Origin of the sequence: Marinobacter sp. (genome assembly GCF_041984545.1) — a bacterium.
GTDB lineage: Bacteria > Pseudomonadota > Gammaproteobacteria > Pseudomonadales > Oleiphilaceae > Marinobacter.
This window is the reverse complement of sequence record NZ_JBHIXV010000020.1, coordinates 56,329-71,093: the sequence shown is the minus strand read 5'-3', so window position 1 is coordinate 71,093 and position 14,765 is coordinate 56,329. Positions and strand designations below refer to the sequence as shown.

Sequence of the window (14,765 nt, the reverse complement as noted above, 5' to 3'; positions counted from 1 at the left end):
CATGCCGGGTGGTGTGGGAGGGGTGGAGCCTCATGGCTCCCCCCTATCCCGATTGTTCAGGCCTCTGGTAATCTGCTCCGACTGTCGGAAAAAGGACGAACGCAGCGTGCCTCTGGACGATGAATCCCTGATCAGTCAGTTTGTTGATGCTCTCTGGCTTGAAGATGGCCTGGGTGAGAAGACCCGTCAGGCGTACGCCAGTGACCTGCGCCGGTTGGCTCAGTGGCTGGCAGATCAGCCCGGCAGTTCGGGGCTGGTGAGTGTCCGGAGGGTCGATCTGCTGGCCTGGATGTCCAGTGGCCTTGCCGAGGGTGTCAAGACTTCAACGGCGGCCCGACGGCTCTCCGGTCTTCGCCGGTTTTACCGCTACCTGCTGCGCGAAGGGATCGTTGCCGAGGATCCCACGCTGCAGATCGACAGCCCCAGGCTGCCCCGGCGTCTGCCGGATTCCCTGACCGAGGAAGAAGTGGATTCGCTACTGGCCGAACCTGACCCCGAGCTTCCGATCGAACTCAGGGACAAGGCCATGCTGGAAATCCTCTACGGGTGTGGTCTGCGGGTCTCGGAGCTCACAGGCCTGAGGGTTGATCAGGTCAACCTGCGCCAGGGTGTGGTCCGGATTACCGGGAAGGGCGGCAAGGAGCGGCTGGTACCGCTGGGAGAGGAGGCGGTGGACTGGCTGGTTCGCTATATGAAGGAGGCGCGCCCCGAGCTCCTCAAAGGGCAGCCCTGTGACGCGCTTTTCCCGGGCAATCGCGCTGCCGCGATGACGCGCCAGACCTTCTGGTATCGGATACGGCATTACGCGATGCGGGTCGGGATTCGCAAGCATCTGTCGCCACACACGCTCAGGCACGCCTTCGCCACGCACTTGCTGAACCACGGCGCGGATCTTCGGGTTGTGCAGATGCTGTTGGGGCATTCGGACCTGTCAACCACGCAGATTTACACCCACGTGGCGCGCCAGCGATTGCAGGCGCTGCATCAGGCCCATCATCCCCGCGGCTGAGTGAACTTTGGCAAACTCTGCGTGTCGCATTGATTTGGTCCCCGGCCTGTGTCATTACTGCCGGGTTTGAAGAGCTCTCTGAAAAAAGGTACGTCTGCCAACATGAATATCAAACCCTTTGTTGTTGTGCTCGGTCTGATTGCCGGACTGTTCTCCTCCGCCGTCGTCAGTGCCGGTGAAATTGAGGACAGAATTGCCGAGCGGTTGAGTAAAGCGGTGCCAGGCCTTCAGGTAACCTCGGTTCGCGAATCCGAAGCCAGCGGCCTTTACGAGGTGCAAAGCAATAACGGTGAAACCATTTATACCACCGTCGATGGCCAGTACCTGATGACCGGCGATCTCCTGAAAATCACCGACCAGGGCATCGCCAACGTAACCGAGGCCGGCCGTGCCGAAGCCCGTCGCGCCACCATGGCCGAGTTTGGTGACGAGGGCGCCATCACCTTCGCGGCCGAAAACGAAAAAGCTGTTGTGGATGTGTTCACCGACATTGATTGTCCTTACTGCAGAAAACTGCACGACGAGGTGGCGCAGCTGAACGAGTATGGCATCACCGTGAATTACTACGCATTCCCCCGTTCAGGTCCTGGTACTCCGTCGTTCACCAAGTATGTGTCCGTGTGGTGTGCCGATGACCAGCAGGCCGCCATGAATGCCGCAAAGGCCGGACGGACCGTGGAGCAGGCGAGCTGCGACAACCCGGTGGAGGCCCAGTATCGCCTCGGCGGGAAGGTCGGTGTAACAGGCACGCCGGCGATTGTCCTGGAGGACGGCACCATGGTTCGAGGCTATGTTCCGGCAGCACGCCTGGCCGAGGGTCTCGGACTGCTCTGAGGCGTGTTCAGGGGGAGATGGCTGCGGTCTTGGGCAGACCGTGATTCAGGGCTTATTCACCGCCGCCTGAATCGGTATACTAGCCCCTCATTATCATTCATCAGCACCCCTTCGGGATCAGAGGTGAGAGTTTGAAAGACGTCAGTGTCGGAATCTGCGGACTGGGAACCGTCGGCGGCGGTACCTTCAATGTCTTGACCCGCAACGCCAGGCTTATTGCCGGTCGGGCAGGCTGCAACATCCGGATTACCCGGATTGCCAGTCGCCGGGCGCGCGAGGACATGGACCTTGGGGACGTGCCCTTCAGTACCGACATCTATGACGTGGTCAACGACCCCGGGGTGGATATCGTGGTTGAGCTCATCGGTGGCTACGACGCTGCCCGGGAGCTGGTGCTTGCTGCCATCCGCAATGGCAAGCACGTGGTCACGGCCAACAAGGCGCTGATCGCCGTGCACGGTAACGAGATTTTTGAAGCGGCGCAGAAAGCCGGCGTCGTGGTGGCCTACGAGGCTGGCGTTGCCGGTGGTATCCCGGTGATCAAGGCGGTGCGCGAAGGCATGGCCGCCAACCGAATTGACTGGATCGCCGGCATCATCAACGGGACCGGTAACTACATCCTGACTGAAATGCGCGCCGGCCGTGAATTCTCGGAAGTACTGAAAGAGGCCCAGGACCTGGGTTACGCCGAGGCTGATCCGACCTTCGACGTGGAAGGCATCGATGCCGCCCACAAGCTCACCATCCTGGCCTCGGCCGGCTTTGGTGTGCCGCTTCAGTTTGAAAAAGGTTTCACCGAGGGTATCTCCAAGATCACCCCCTACGATATTTCCCACGCCGAGTTGCTGGGCTATCGCATCAAGCACCTGGGTATTGCCCGTCGCCGGGACGATGGCATTGAGCTGCGGGTGCACCCGACCCTGGTACCCCAGAGCCACCTGATTGCCCAGGTAGACGGCGTGCTTAACGCGGTACTTGTGGACGGTGACGCGGTCGGCCAGACCATGTACTACGGTCCGGGTGCCGGGGATGAAGCCACTGCCTCAGCGGTCATTGCCGACATCGTAGACGTGGCCCGTGCCGTGGCCACCGAAAGCAGCCAGCGCGTGCCCTACCTGGGCTTTGCGCCGGACGCCATCGAGAATCTGGATGTCCTGTCCATGGAGGATATCCAGTCGGCCTACTACCTGCGCATTACCGCGCTGGATCGCCCGGGTGTGCTGGCCAAAATTGCTTCCATCCTGAGCGAGCACGGCATCAACATCGAGTCGATCATGCAGAAAGAGTCCGAGGTGAAGGACGGACGCATTCCGGTGATTATCCTGACCCATACGGTTCAGGAGCGTCAGATCAACCGGGCGATCGAGGAGCTTGAGGCCCTGTCTGACACCGACGGCCACGTCGTCCGCATCCGCGCTGAAAACTTCAACTGACAGGTAAGCACGTGAGATACATCAGTACGCGGGGCGAAGCCCCCGCCCTGGGCTTTGAAGACGTATTGCTGACCGGCCTTGCCACCGATGGCGGCCTCTACGTACCCGAGTCCCTCCCGCATTTCAGCCTGGAGGAGATTCGCAGCTGGCGCGGACTGTCCTACAGTGAGCTGGCCTTCAACGTCATGCATCCGTTTGTGGACGACGCCATCCCTGCGGACGATTTCCGCAAGATGCTGGACGAGACCTACGCTGTGTTCGCCCACAAGGCGGTCGCCCCGCTGGTGCAACTGGACACCAACGAGTGGGTGATGGAGCTTTTCCGGGGTCCGACCCTGGCGTTCAAGGACTTCGCGCTGCAACTGCTGGGTCGCCTGCTTGATTACGTGCTGGAGAAGCGCAAGCAGCACGTGGTGATCATGGGGGCCACCTCTGGCGACACCGGTTCCGCCGCCATTGAAGGCTGTCGCCGCTGCGAGCACGTGGACATCTTCATCCTGCACCCGTACCAGCGGGTCTCCGAGGTGCAGCGCCGGCAGATGACCACCGTACAGGGTGACAACATCCACAACATCGCTGTGCGGGGTAATTTCGACGACTGCCAGCGCATGGTAAAGGAAAGCTTCGGCAACCAGTCGTTCCTGGGCGGTAAGACCCAGCTGGCCGCGGTGAACTCCATCAACTGGGCCCGCATCATGGCCCAGATTGTTTACTACTTCCACGCGTCCCTGGCCCTTGGTGGTCCGGATCGCAGCATGGCCTTCTCGGTGCCCACCGGTAACTTCGGAGACATTTTTGCCGGCTACCTGGCCAAGAAGATGGGCCTGCCGATCTCCCAGCTGGTGATCGCCACCAACCGCAACGACATCCTGCACCGGTTCATGAGCGGCAACAAATACGAGCAGCATCAGCTTGAGCACACGCTCTCGCCGAGCATGGACATCATGGTGTCCAGCAACTTCGAGCGCCTGCTGTTCGACCTGCACGGTCGTGATGGCCTGGCGGTGAAGACGCTCCTCGAGAACGCAGCGAAAGGCCCGGTGAGCATCGAGGACTACCGCTGGAAGCATGCGCGCAAGTTGTTCGACAGTGACGCCGTGGACGACAAGACCACCTGCGACACCATTCGCGAAGTCTACGAGCAGAACGAATACCTGCTGGATCCGCACACCGCCATTGGCGTTCGGGCTGCAAGAACCTGTCGCCGCGATCCGGCAGTGCCGATGATCACCCTGGGCACCGCCCATCCGGCCAAGTTCCCGGATGCTGTGGCTGAGTCCGGCGTTAGCGTCGAGCCGCCACTGCCAGCGCACATGGCCGATCTGTTCGAGCGGGAAGAACGCTACACGGTGCTGGACAACAACATCGCGGGTGTTCAGGAGTTCATTGCCAAGCACTGGAAAAACGCCTGATCGGGTATGACACCGAAAAAAATCCTGCGTCGCTCCCAGCCCGACACCCATGCGGGTTGGGGGCAAAACCTGCCTCCTTTACTGCGCCGTCTCTACGCCGCCCGCGGCGTCACCTCCGATGAACAGCTGAGTTATACCCTCAAGCACCTGGCCTCGCCCATGTCGCTTCGCGGCATCGACCGAGCCGTAGAGCTCCTGGCTGATGCCATCGAGCGACAGCAGCGCGTCCTGGTGTTGGGGGATTTCGACGCCGACGGCGCCACCAGCACTGCCGTGGCGATGCTTGGTCTCTCCATGCTGGGCCTGCAGAGTATCGATTTCCGGGTGCCCAGCCGGTTTGCCGACGGCTACGGGCTGACGCCCGGGATCATCGATCGCCTGCGCGACGAGGGCCAGCTTCCCGATCTGATGGTGACTGTGGATAACGGCATATCCGCCGTGGAGGGCGTCCGGGCGGCCAAGGAGCTGGGCGTTAACGTTGTGGTGACCGATCACCACCTGGCTGGCGACGAATTGCCCGACGCCGACGCCATCGTCAACCCCAATCAGCCCGGTTGCCCGTTTCTCAGCAAGAACGCAGCCGGCGTTGGCGTGATGTTTTATGTGCTCACCGCCCTGCGCAAACACCTTCGGGAAACCGGTCGGTTGCCTGACCCCGAGCCGAACCTGGGCAGCCTGCTGGACCTGGTGGCTCTCGGGACTGTGGCCGATGTGGTGCCCCTGGACCACAACAACCGGATTTTCGTGGAGCAGGGCCTGCGCCGGATCCGCCAGGGCGAAGCCCGCCCCGGTATCCTGGCTTTGCTGGAAGTGGCCGGTCGGGATCACGCCGCGATCAGTTCAACCGATCTCGGTTTCGTGGTCGGGCCCCGTTTGAACGCCGCCGGACGGCTGGACGACATGAGCATCGGCATTGCCTGCCTGTTGGCCGACAGTCCCGACGAGGCTCGGCGGCTGGCCCGGGAACTGGACACCTTCAATCGCGAGCGCCGAACCATCGAGAAGGACATGAAAGCCCAGGCCCAGGACCTGCTGGCCTCGATGTCATTGGATATTGAAGGTCTGCCGTGGGGGCTGGCCCTGTTCGACCCCGACTGGCACCAGGGGGTGATCGGCATTCTCGCGGCGAGGGTTCGTGAGCAGACCCACCGGCCCACTATTGCCTTCGCCCCGGACGACAACGGCGAGGATATCAAGGGCTCGGCCCGGTCGATCCCCGGCCTGCACATCCGCGACGTACTGGCGGTGGTGGATGCCCGGCATCCGGGCATGCTGAAGAAATTTGGCGGCCACGCCATGGCCGCCGGCATGACCCTGGCCAAATCCGATCTGGACGCCTTCTCCGAGGCCTTCGACCGGGCCGTGCGCGACACCGCCTCCGCCGAAGACCTGGAAGCGGCCATCACCACCGATGGCCCCCTGGCCCTGGACGAGCTGTGTCTGGACACCGCCGCACTGCTCAAGCGCGCCGGCCCCTGGGGTCAGCATTTCCCGGAACCGTTGTTCGACGGCGATTTCCGGGTGGTGAGTCAGAGGATTGTTGGCGAGAACCACCTGAAACTGGTGCTGCAGCCGGTGGAAGGTGGCGGCATCATCGATGGCATCGCCTTCAACACCGGCCCGGAAGTGCCGGACTACACCCGCACCGGGGCCCGGGTGGTGTACAAGCCGGACGCCAATACCTTCCGGGGGCGGACCAATCTGCAGTTGCTGGTGGATTACCTCGAACCGCTTTCCTGATCCATTGAGTTTGCGGGCCCTGAGGGCTGGCCGCGAGCCGGGGTGCTTTTTCTTCTGGGAAAAGAACTCGCTGCGCTCAGACACCTTTTCCGGCAGAAAAAGCACCCCGGCCCCCGGCCGATCAGACTCTCAGGCAAACTCAAATGTTTGGGCGGGAGGCAGGCAGGGCTTTCCGGGAGTGTCGAAAACAGGGATGTTTTCGTCAAGCGTACAGGGACGTATTCACCGCGTCTCCCGGAAAGCCCTGCCTGCCTCCCGCATGCACCGAAGTTGCGGTCAACCACGGCTGATTTACAAACCAATTTCGGGTAGAATCCGCCCTCTGTTTTTACTCTTCATTTTCAAGAGCGAGTAAGGGTTTCATGGAAATTAATCCCATTGTGACGAAGATTAAAGAGCTTCGTGAGCGCACTGAAGCGCTCAGGGGGTATCTTTGACTACGATCAGCGTAGTGAACGATTGACCGAAGTTGAGCGAGAGCTGGAACAGCCCAGCGTCTGGGACGACCAGGAGCGGGCGCAGGCGCTCGGCAAAGAGCGCGCCGATCTTGAACTGATCGTCAAGACCATCGACACCCTCACCTCTGGCCTGGAAGACGCCGAAGGCCTGCTGGACATCGCCGCCGAGGAAGAGGACGAGGGCACCGTTGCCGAGATCGAGGCCGACCTTGATGGTCTGGACCAGCAACTGGAGAAGCTCGAATTCCGCCGAATGTTCTCCGGTGAGATGGACGCCAACAACGCTTACCTGGACATCCAGGCCGGCTCCGGCGGTACCGAGGCCCAGGACTGGGCCAACATGCTGCTGCGCATGTACCTGCGCTGGGCCGAGCGCCGGGGTTTCAAGGCCGAGATCGTTGAACTGATGGAAGGCGAGGTGGCCGGTATCAAGAGTGCCACTATTCATGTGCAGGGCGACTACGCCTACGGCTGGCTGCGTACCGAAACCGGCGTGCACCGGCTGGTGCGCAAGTCGCCGTTCGATTCCGGCAACCGTCGCCACACCTCCTTTTCGTCGGTGTTCGTATCGCCCGAGGTGGACGACAGCTTCGAGATCGAGATCAACCCGGCGGACCTGCGCGTGGACGTTTACCGGGCCTCTGGCGCCGGTGGTCAGCACGTTAACCGGACCGAATCGGCGGTGCGTCTGACCCACAACCCTACCGGCATTGTCGTGGCCTGTCAGGCTGGCCGAAGCCAGCACCAGAACAAGGACCAGGCCATGAAACAGCTGAAGGCCAAACTGTTCGAGCGCGAGATGCAAGAGCGCAACGCCGAGAAGCAGAAGGCCGAGGACGCCAAGGCCGACATCGGCTGGGGCAGTCAGATCCGTTCCTACGTTCTGGATGACAGCCGTATCAAGGACCTGCGCACCAAGGTCGAAACCAGCAACACCCAGTCGGTGCTGGACGGTGATATCGACAAATTCATCGAAGCCAGCTTGAAGATGGCGCTGTAACCAGCGCCCTTTGCACGCTAACCCGGACAACCCCGATTCCTAGTGAGCCAACATGACCGAACAAACTCAGAATGCCGCACAGCATGAGGACAACAAGCTGATTGCCGAGCGCCGCGCCAAACTGTCGGAGATGCGCGAGCAGGGCAATGCCTTCCCCAACGACTTCCGTCGTGATGCCACCGCTGCCGAACTGCAGGCGAAATACGGTGACAAAACCAAGGAAGAGCTGGAGTCCCTGGGCATCAAGGTAGCTATTGCCGGCCGCATGATGCTCGACCGCAAGGCGTTCAAGGTGGTTCAGGACATGACCGGCCGCATCCAGATCTACGCCTCCAAGGACGTCCAGAAAGACACCAAGCACTGGGACCTGGGTGACATCATTGGCGTGCGCGGTACCCTGTCCAAATCCGGCAAGGGTGATCTGTACGTGACCATGGACGAGTACGTGCTGCTCACCAAGTCACTGAGGCCGTTGCCGGAGAAGCACAAGGGCCTGACCGACACCGAGGCCCGGTACCGGCACCGTTACGTGGACCTGATGGTCAACGAAGACAGCCGCCGGGTGTTCTACGCCCGCTCCAAGATCATCAACACCATGCGCCAGTATTTCACCGAGCGTGACTTCATGGAGGTGGAAACGCCCATGCTCCAGGTGATCCCGGGCGGTGCGACGGCGCGGCCCTTCGTGACCCACCACAATGCCCTGGGCATCGACATGTACCTGCGTATTGCGCCGGAACTGTTCCTCAAGCGCCTGGTGGTGGGCGGCTTTGAGCGGGTGTTCGAGATTAACCGCAACTTCCGTAACGAAGGCCTGTCCACCCGGCACAACCCCGAGTTCACCATGGTCGAGTTCTACCAGGCTTACGCCGACTACAACGACCTGATGGATCTCACCGAGGACATGCTGCGCACCATTACCCAGAAGGTACTGGGCACTACCACCGTGGCGAACACCCGCACCCTGGCCGATGGCACGGAAGAGACCATCGAGTACGATTTCGGCAAACCCTTCGAGCGGCTGACCGTGGTCGATGCCATCCTGCGCTACAACCCGGACATCAAGGCCGAACAGCTGGCCGACGAAGGCAGCGCCCGCCAGGTAGCCAGGGATCTCGGCATCCATCTGAAAGACGGCTGGGGCCTGGGCAAGATCCAGATCGAGATCTTCGAGGCGACCGCCGAGCACCGCCTGATGCAGCCGACGTTCATCACCGAGTACCCGAAAGAAGTGTCGCCCCTGGCACGTTGCAAGGACAGCAACCCGTTCGTGACGGAACGCTTTGAGTTCTTCGTGGGCGGCCGCGAGATCGCCAACGGCTTCTCCGAGCTGAACGACGCCGAAGACCAGGCCGAGCGCTTCCAGGCCCAGGTGGCCGAGAAAGATGCCGGTGACGACGAGGCCATGTTCTACGACGAAGATTACGTGATGGCCTTGGAATACGGCCTGCCGCCCACCGCTGGCGAAGGCATCGGTATCGACCGCCTGGCCATGCTGCTGACCGATTCCCCGTCCATCCGCGACGTCATCCTGTTCCCGGCCATGCGCCCCGAGCACAAGGCCGAGCCGCGCAAAGACGAGGAATAAGCCATGAGCCCGGTTGAGGTACTGGCCAGCCAGCTCAGGCCCGACCGGGGCTGGAAAGAACACCTCGCAGACGAGTTCCGCCAGCCCTACATGCAGGGCCTGGCGGACTTCCTGGCCGCCGAGGAACAGGCTGGCAAAGTCCTGTTCCCCGCCAGTCAGCATTGCTTCAACGCCTTGAACAGCACCCCGCTGGACAAAGTACGAGTGGTCATTCTTGGCCAGGACCCCTACCACGGCCCCGGCCAGGCCCACGGCCTGTGCTTCTCCGTGCGGCCGAACGTGGCCACCCCGCCGTCACTGGTCAACATCTTCAAGGAAATCCAGGACGACCTGGGCATAACGCCCCCCGACCACGGTTGCCTGCAACCCTGGGCCGAACAGGGCGTGCTCCTCCTTAACAGCGTTCTCACCGTCGTCCAGGGCCAGGCCGGCGCCCACCAGGGCAAAGGCTGGGAAACCTTCACCGACAAAGTCATCGAAACCGTCAACCGCGAGCGGGAAGGCGTGGTATTCCTGCTCTGGGGCAGCTACGCCAAAAAGAAAGGCCAGCACATCGACCGCAACAAACATCTGGTCCTTGACGGCCCACACCCGTCACCGCTGAGCGCTTACCGGGGCTTCTTCGGTTGCAAGCACTTCTCAAAAGCGAATGGCTGGCTGGAGCAGCAGGGTAAGCCCATGGTTAACTGGGCGTTGCCAAGCAAAGCCGAGCTGATCGAGAGATATAGGAAAACCTGAAGGAATTCCCGCAAATAGTCTTCGGGATGGGGTCAGGCTCCCAAAACCGTGCGGAGCCAGGGATGGCGGAGCCGAGCGTACAGGGACGTATTCACAGCGTGTTTTGGGAGCCTGACCCCATCCTGAAGACGGCCGGCCAAACTCCCGCAAGCAAAAGGCTGTTACTGAAGCAGCGCCATAGCCGCTTCCATCTGGGCGTTCAGATCCTCTTCCTCGCTCATGTCGATATTCGGATCCAGCCCAAGCCGATCAAACGCCGAAATGGTGTTCCAGTCCATCTCCGTCCACGGATGGTCCGAGCCTGCCACCAGTTGCAGATTGGCCACCATCACCAGATCCGCGTAATCGGCCGCTGGCACCTGCCGCTGGAAGTTGGCGTACTCAAGAGGCACGTTCTGAAGTTCCTTCGGGAAATCCCATTTCTTGAGAATGGTCGCGCCAATCTTCGGATGGAGCTCGTCGACCACGTTATCCAGCATGATGCTGCTGATCTGGATGTCCTGGTCTTCCACGTAGCGCAGGATCGGCAACACCCCGATCAGGTGTACCAGGCCGGCCAGTGTTGCCTGGTCTGGTTTAAGCTTGGTGTAGTGCTGGGCCAGCACGTGGCACACGCCGGCCACTTCCGTGCTGGTCTGCCAGGTGGCGCGCATGCGCTTGTCGATCATGTCTGACGTGGCCTGGAACATCTGCTCCATGGCCAGGCCCATGGCCAGGTTGCTGGTGTAGGCCATGCCCAGGCGACTCACCGCCATGTTCAGGTTCTCGATGGCCCGGCTGCCGCGGAACAGGGGACTGTTGGTCACCCGGATGATGCGCGCTGACAGCGCGGTATCGTTACTGATCACCTTCACCAGATCGGCAATCGATGAGTCATCAGACTGGGCAATGTCCCTTACCTGCAGGGCCACTTCCGGAAGGGTGGGCAGCACCAGCTTGTCGGCTTCGATGGCGGCGGTGAGATCGGCTTTGATGGTTTCGACAATATTCGACATGGTCACTTGTGGTCCGCGTTTGGGTTCCGTGCAATGGCCGGATTGCGGCGGCCATTCGCCCGATAATCAAATATGTGAGCTACTTTATAGCAAAATAGCAAATTCTGGGCTCTTTGCCTGTCAACTTATGTATCTGATTGTGCGCTTTTTTCCCTTTCCGGCACCGGGTAGGGCAGCGGCATCGGGCACAGGGTGGCATCCGGCTGTGCCTCGGGATGCAGAGATTCATCCGCCGAGTCATGACGGACAACGGCCAGAAGCTCGCAGCTGCCATCAGTATAGACAATTGACGTAACCACCTCGCCCACGGCCCGCTCGGCGGTTCTGAGCGCGCTTCCCGGTTCGGGAGCAGACGTTCCCTCCATCCGGAAGCGGAAGAGACTCTTCTTCAACTGACCGAGAAAGTGCATGCGGGCGATCACTTCCTGCCCGGTGTAGCAGCCTTTCTTGAAGTGGACACCGCCGACATGCTGCCAGTTGAGCATCTGGGGCACGAAGGATTCCCGGGTTGCGGGCGTAAGCCTGGCCACCCCGGCGGCAATCTCCGAGGCCTGCCAGTTGGCAGCAGATATGCGCAGCTCCGGCGTCAGGGCGGGCGCATCAGCACCGGTTTGCCAGAACTCGAAACGAGGACAGCCTTCGGCGGTCGGCTCAGTCCGGATCAGGATGCCATTATCCAGGGTGGCGGAGTCACCGGGCTCGACCAACTGGTCCAGCCGGTCGCCAGCAAGCGATTGGGCCAGCTGGTTGCCGAGGATGCCGGCAATGCGAACGTTGGCGGCTGCCTCCATACTGGTGCCCCGGAACAGCATCAGGTATTTGCGCAGATGGGAGACGTCGCTGTCGGCCAGATCGGCCGGAAAATCCATCAATACATCGGCGTCGGTTCGCACCATGCGGGTCAGGCAGTAGGCACGCCCCTTGGGCGTTGCGGCAGCGGCCCGTGGCGATCGGCCTTCAACAACCTCGGCCAGGTTCTGGCTGAACTGCCCTTGCAGAAATTTGTCAGTGCCAGGTCCGCTGACTCGCATCACCACCCGGTCGTCGAGGAATGTCCAGCCGTGGTCGGGCAGGGGAGAGTCGGCAACAGCGGGTGCTTTTGGGTCTGTGTCGGACATTGCGTGCTCCAGATCATGAAATCAGTTCGATGCTTGTCCCTGCGTGCCCAGCCTCAGCCACATTCTGAGACGACGGAAATCCGCTTCCGGTGCGTTGCCCGGCCAGCCCCCGCCAGATGAGACAATAACGGCACTGTACGCCTGCAATCTGGTGCCGACCGGGCGGAGTTTCAAGAGTGCCAGCCGCGACCACAGGCGGCTGGATGGCGCCGGGCGTACCGGTATGCGCCGGTGATCACCGGTCACCACGTACAGCTGGCCCTGATCGACCAACAAACCCGTGACTGAACGTTTCGCCAGCAGGGCCCCGTTGCACCGGTATTGCAACAGTGCACCGGCAAGGGCGAAAGGGACAGCCGTCAGGAGCCAGGGTTTCCCCTCCAGGGAGGTAATCAGCAGGAATGCCAGCAGCACCAGCCAGGGAAGGCCTGCGATAACTCCTGCCAGCCGGGAAGGGGAAAGGCCCAGTTCAATCCGGCTGGACACGGCTGAGAATCAGATCAACCATGCGTTGCAGATCCGGGTCCTCGGGCCGGCTGCGCTGCATGAACCACTCGAACATGTCGGTGTCCTCGCAGCTGAGCAGCTTCCGGTAGCGTGCCTGGTCCTCCGGGGCCAGATCACGGTAGGCCTGCTCCACAAAGGGAATCAGCAGGACGTCCAGCTCCAGCATGCCGCGACGACTGTGCCACCACAGGCGGTTGAACTCGGAATTGTCGGAGGGTGCAGTGGTTTCTGACATAGTCTTTACCATCGGATGGAATGAATGGATCGGCACCGGTTCACGGTGAAAGAGTACGGTAGGTTGTCGGTACCAGTACGGTATCCCGCGCCTCATGGAGCAGTCCCGGATAGTCCAGCGTGTAGTGAAGGCCCCGGCTCTCTCGCCGTTGCAGCGCCGAACAGATGATCAGGTCGGAGACCGTGACCAGGTTGCGAAGTTCCAGCAGGTCATTGGTCACCCGATAATTGCTGTAGAACTCGCCGATTTCGGCCGACAGCAGATCCACACGGTGCTTGGCCCGCTGCAGGCGCTTGGTGGTTCGAACAATGCCAACGTAGTCCCACATGAAGTGGCGCAGCTCGTCCCAGTTGTGGGAAATGACCACGTCTTCATCGGAGTCCCGGACCTGGCTCTCGTCCCAGTCCGGCGCCTGTGGGGGCGATGGAATGTCCGCTTCCCGGCGGGCAATGTCGGCGGCCGCCGCGCGCCCGTACACCAGGCATTCCAGCAGCGAGTTGCTGGCCATGCGGTTGGCGCCGTGCAGTCCGGTAAAGGCCGCTTCGCCCACCACATACAGCTGATTGATGTCGGTGCGGGCACGCTCGTCGCTCATGATGCCCCCGCAGGTATAGTGGGCCGCGGGAACCACGGGGATCGGCTCCCGGGTTATGTCGATGCCGAACCCGAGGCACTTCTCGTAGATAGTCGGGAAGTGGTGCTTGATGAAGTCCGCCGGTTTATGGCTGATATCCAGCAGCAGGTGATCGGCACCCAGTCGTTTCATTTCATGGTCAATGGCCCGGGCCACGATGTCCCGGGGCGCCAGCTCGCCCCGCTCGTCAAACCGGTCCATGAAGCGGGAGCCATCCGGAAGTTTCAGCAGGCCGCCTTCGCCCCGTACCGCCTCGGTTATCAGGAACGATTTGGCGTGGGGGTGATACAGGCAGGTGGGATGGAACTGATTGAACTCCATGTTGGCGACCCGGCAGCCGGCCCGCCAGGCCATGGCAATGCCGTCGCCTGAAGCGCCGTCCGGATTGGTGGTGTAGCGATAGGCCTTGGACGCACCGCCGGTGGCGATCACCGTAAACCTGGCCCGGAACAGCTCTACATGATTGTCCTTCAGATTCAGGATGTAGGCGCCCACACAGCGATTCCCGGGTAGCGCCAACTTGCGGTTGGTGATCAGGTCTACCGCCACGCGGCCGGACATCAACTCGATGTTGGGCCTGGCCTGGGCCTGGCTGGTCAGTGTGGTGGACACTGCGTGGCCGGTGGCGTCGGCAGCGTGGATAATGCGCCGATGGCTGTGGCCGCCTTCCCGGGTGAGGTGGTATTGGGCATCGTCGTTGCGGGTGAAATCCACGCCTGAATCGATCAGCCAGTCAATGCTTTCCCGCCCGTGTTCCACGGTAAAGCGCACGGCATCCTCATGGCACAGGCCAGCGCCGGCGTTCAGGGTATCCGTGATATGGTTTTCGGTGGAGTCCTGGTCGTCCAGTACCGCCGCAATTCCGCCCTGGGCCCAGAGGGTGGCGCCACTGCTGATGTCGGCCTTACTCACCACGCAGACGCGCAGGTGCTCGGGCAGGTTCAGCGCGACGGTCAGGCCGGCAGCTCCGCTGCCGATAATGAGAACATCGTATTCGAAGGACTGTGGCATCGGGTCGTTATCGCGGGCCATAATGTGGACGTGTATTGAACTAAACTTTACGC

13 protein-coding genes are annotated in these 14,765 nt (G+C 61.5%); 8 read left to right on the top strand and 5 right to left on the bottom strand.

Going from position 1 to position 14,765, the window contains the following annotated elements; translation table 11 throughout:
- The first annotated feature begins 106 nt into the window (after nucleotides 1-106).
- The 8 genes from xerD to ung all read left to right on the top strand — a co-directional run bounded on the left by xerD (nucleotide 107) and on the right by ung (nucleotide 10,212).
- Nucleotides 107-1,009, top strand: coding sequence for a site-specific tyrosine recombinase XerD (xerD, locus tag ACFC20_RS11155; protein WP_375193082.1), 903 nt, complete (start codon nucleotides 107-109; stop codon nucleotides 1,007-1,009).
- Between the two features lie 102 nt (nucleotides 1,010-1,111).
- Nucleotides 1,112-1,843 (top strand): DsbC family protein, encoded by a 732-nt coding sequence (locus ACFC20_RS11150; RefSeq protein WP_375193076.1) that lies wholly within the window; start codon nucleotides 1,112-1,114, stop codon nucleotides 1,841-1,843.
- A gap of 131 nt (nucleotides 1,844-1,974) precedes the next feature.
- On the top strand, nucleotides 1,975-3,276 hold the full coding sequence (locus ACFC20_RS11145) for a homoserine dehydrogenase (RefSeq protein ID WP_375193075.1): 1,302 nt from the start codon (nucleotides 1,975-1,977) through the stop codon (nucleotides 3,274-3,276).
- Between the two features lie 11 nt (nucleotides 3,277-3,287).
- Entirely contained in the window at nucleotides 3,288-4,688 is a 1,401-nt protein-coding gene (gene thrC, locus ACFC20_RS11140; protein WP_091991555.1) for a threonine synthase, read from the top strand.
- 6 nt (nucleotides 4,689-4,694) lie between these two features.
- Nucleotides 4,695-6,428 carry a single-stranded-DNA-specific exonuclease RecJ gene (recJ, locus tag ACFC20_RS11135; protein WP_375193074.1) on the top strand — a complete coding sequence of 578 codons (1,734 nt, stop codon included), beginning with the start codon at nucleotides 4,695-4,697 and terminating at the stop codon, nucleotides 6,426-6,428.
- A 362-nt stretch (nucleotides 6,429-6,790) separates the two neighbouring features.
- Nucleotides 6,791-7,886, top strand: a protein-coding gene (gene prfB / locus ACFC20_RS11130; RefSeq protein WP_375193073.1) for a peptide chain release factor 2 whose coding sequence is annotated in 2 segments (ribosomal slippage) — nucleotides 6,791-6,862 and nucleotides 6,864-7,886 — 1,095 coding nt in all. Because the reading frame shifts where the segments join, the coding sequence is not laid out codon by codon here.
- A 52-nt stretch (nucleotides 7,887-7,938) separates the two neighbouring features.
- Nucleotides 7,939-9,474, top strand: coding sequence for a lysine--tRNA ligase (lysS, locus tag ACFC20_RS11125; RefSeq protein ID WP_375193072.1), 1,536 nt, complete (start codon nucleotides 7,939-7,941; stop codon nucleotides 9,472-9,474).
- Nucleotides 9,475-9,477: 3 nt separating this feature from the next.
- Nucleotides 9,478-10,212, top strand: coding sequence for a uracil-DNA glycosylase (ung, locus tag ACFC20_RS11120; protein WP_375193071.1), 735 nt, complete (start codon nucleotides 9,478-9,480; stop codon nucleotides 10,210-10,212).
- Between the two features lie 161 nt (nucleotides 10,213-10,373).
- Here the strand turns inward: ung and ACFC20_RS11115 are convergent, their stop codons facing one another.
- The 5 genes from ACFC20_RS11115 to nadB form a co-directional block, all read right to left on the bottom strand.
- Nucleotides 10,374-11,207: an HDOD domain-containing protein gene (locus tag ACFC20_RS11115; protein ID WP_375193081.1), complete on the bottom strand. Its 834-nt coding sequence runs from the start codon at nucleotides 11,205-11,207 to the stop codon at nucleotides 10,374-10,376.
- Nucleotides 11,208-11,332: 125 nt separating this feature from the next.
- Nucleotides 11,333-12,325: a YgfZ/GcvT domain-containing protein gene (locus ACFC20_RS11110; protein WP_375193070.1), complete on the bottom strand. Its 993-nt coding sequence runs from the start codon at nucleotides 12,323-12,325 to the stop codon at nucleotides 11,333-11,335.
- A 21-nt stretch (nucleotides 12,326-12,346) separates the two neighbouring features.
- Nucleotides 12,347-12,811 carry a hypothetical protein gene (locus ACFC20_RS11105; protein ID WP_375193069.1) on the bottom strand — a complete coding sequence of 155 codons (465 nt, stop codon included), beginning with the start codon at nucleotides 12,809-12,811 and terminating at the stop codon, nucleotides 12,347-12,349.
- The gene (locus tag ACFC20_RS11100; protein WP_375193068.1) at nucleotides 12,795-13,067 is read right to left on the bottom strand and encodes a succinate dehydrogenase assembly factor 2; all 273 of its coding nucleotides are present in this window, start codon (nucleotides 13,065-13,067) and stop codon (nucleotides 12,795-12,797) included. Before ACFC20_RS11100 ends, ACFC20_RS11105 begins: the two co-directional genes overlap by 17 nt.
- A gap of 40 nt (nucleotides 13,068-13,107) precedes the next feature.
- On the bottom strand, nucleotides 13,108-14,712 hold the full coding sequence (nadB, locus tag ACFC20_RS11095) for an L-aspartate oxidase (RefSeq protein ID WP_375193080.1): 1,605 nt from the start codon (nucleotides 14,710-14,712) through the stop codon (nucleotides 13,108-13,110).
- Nucleotides 14,713-14,765: the final 53 nt, after the last annotated feature.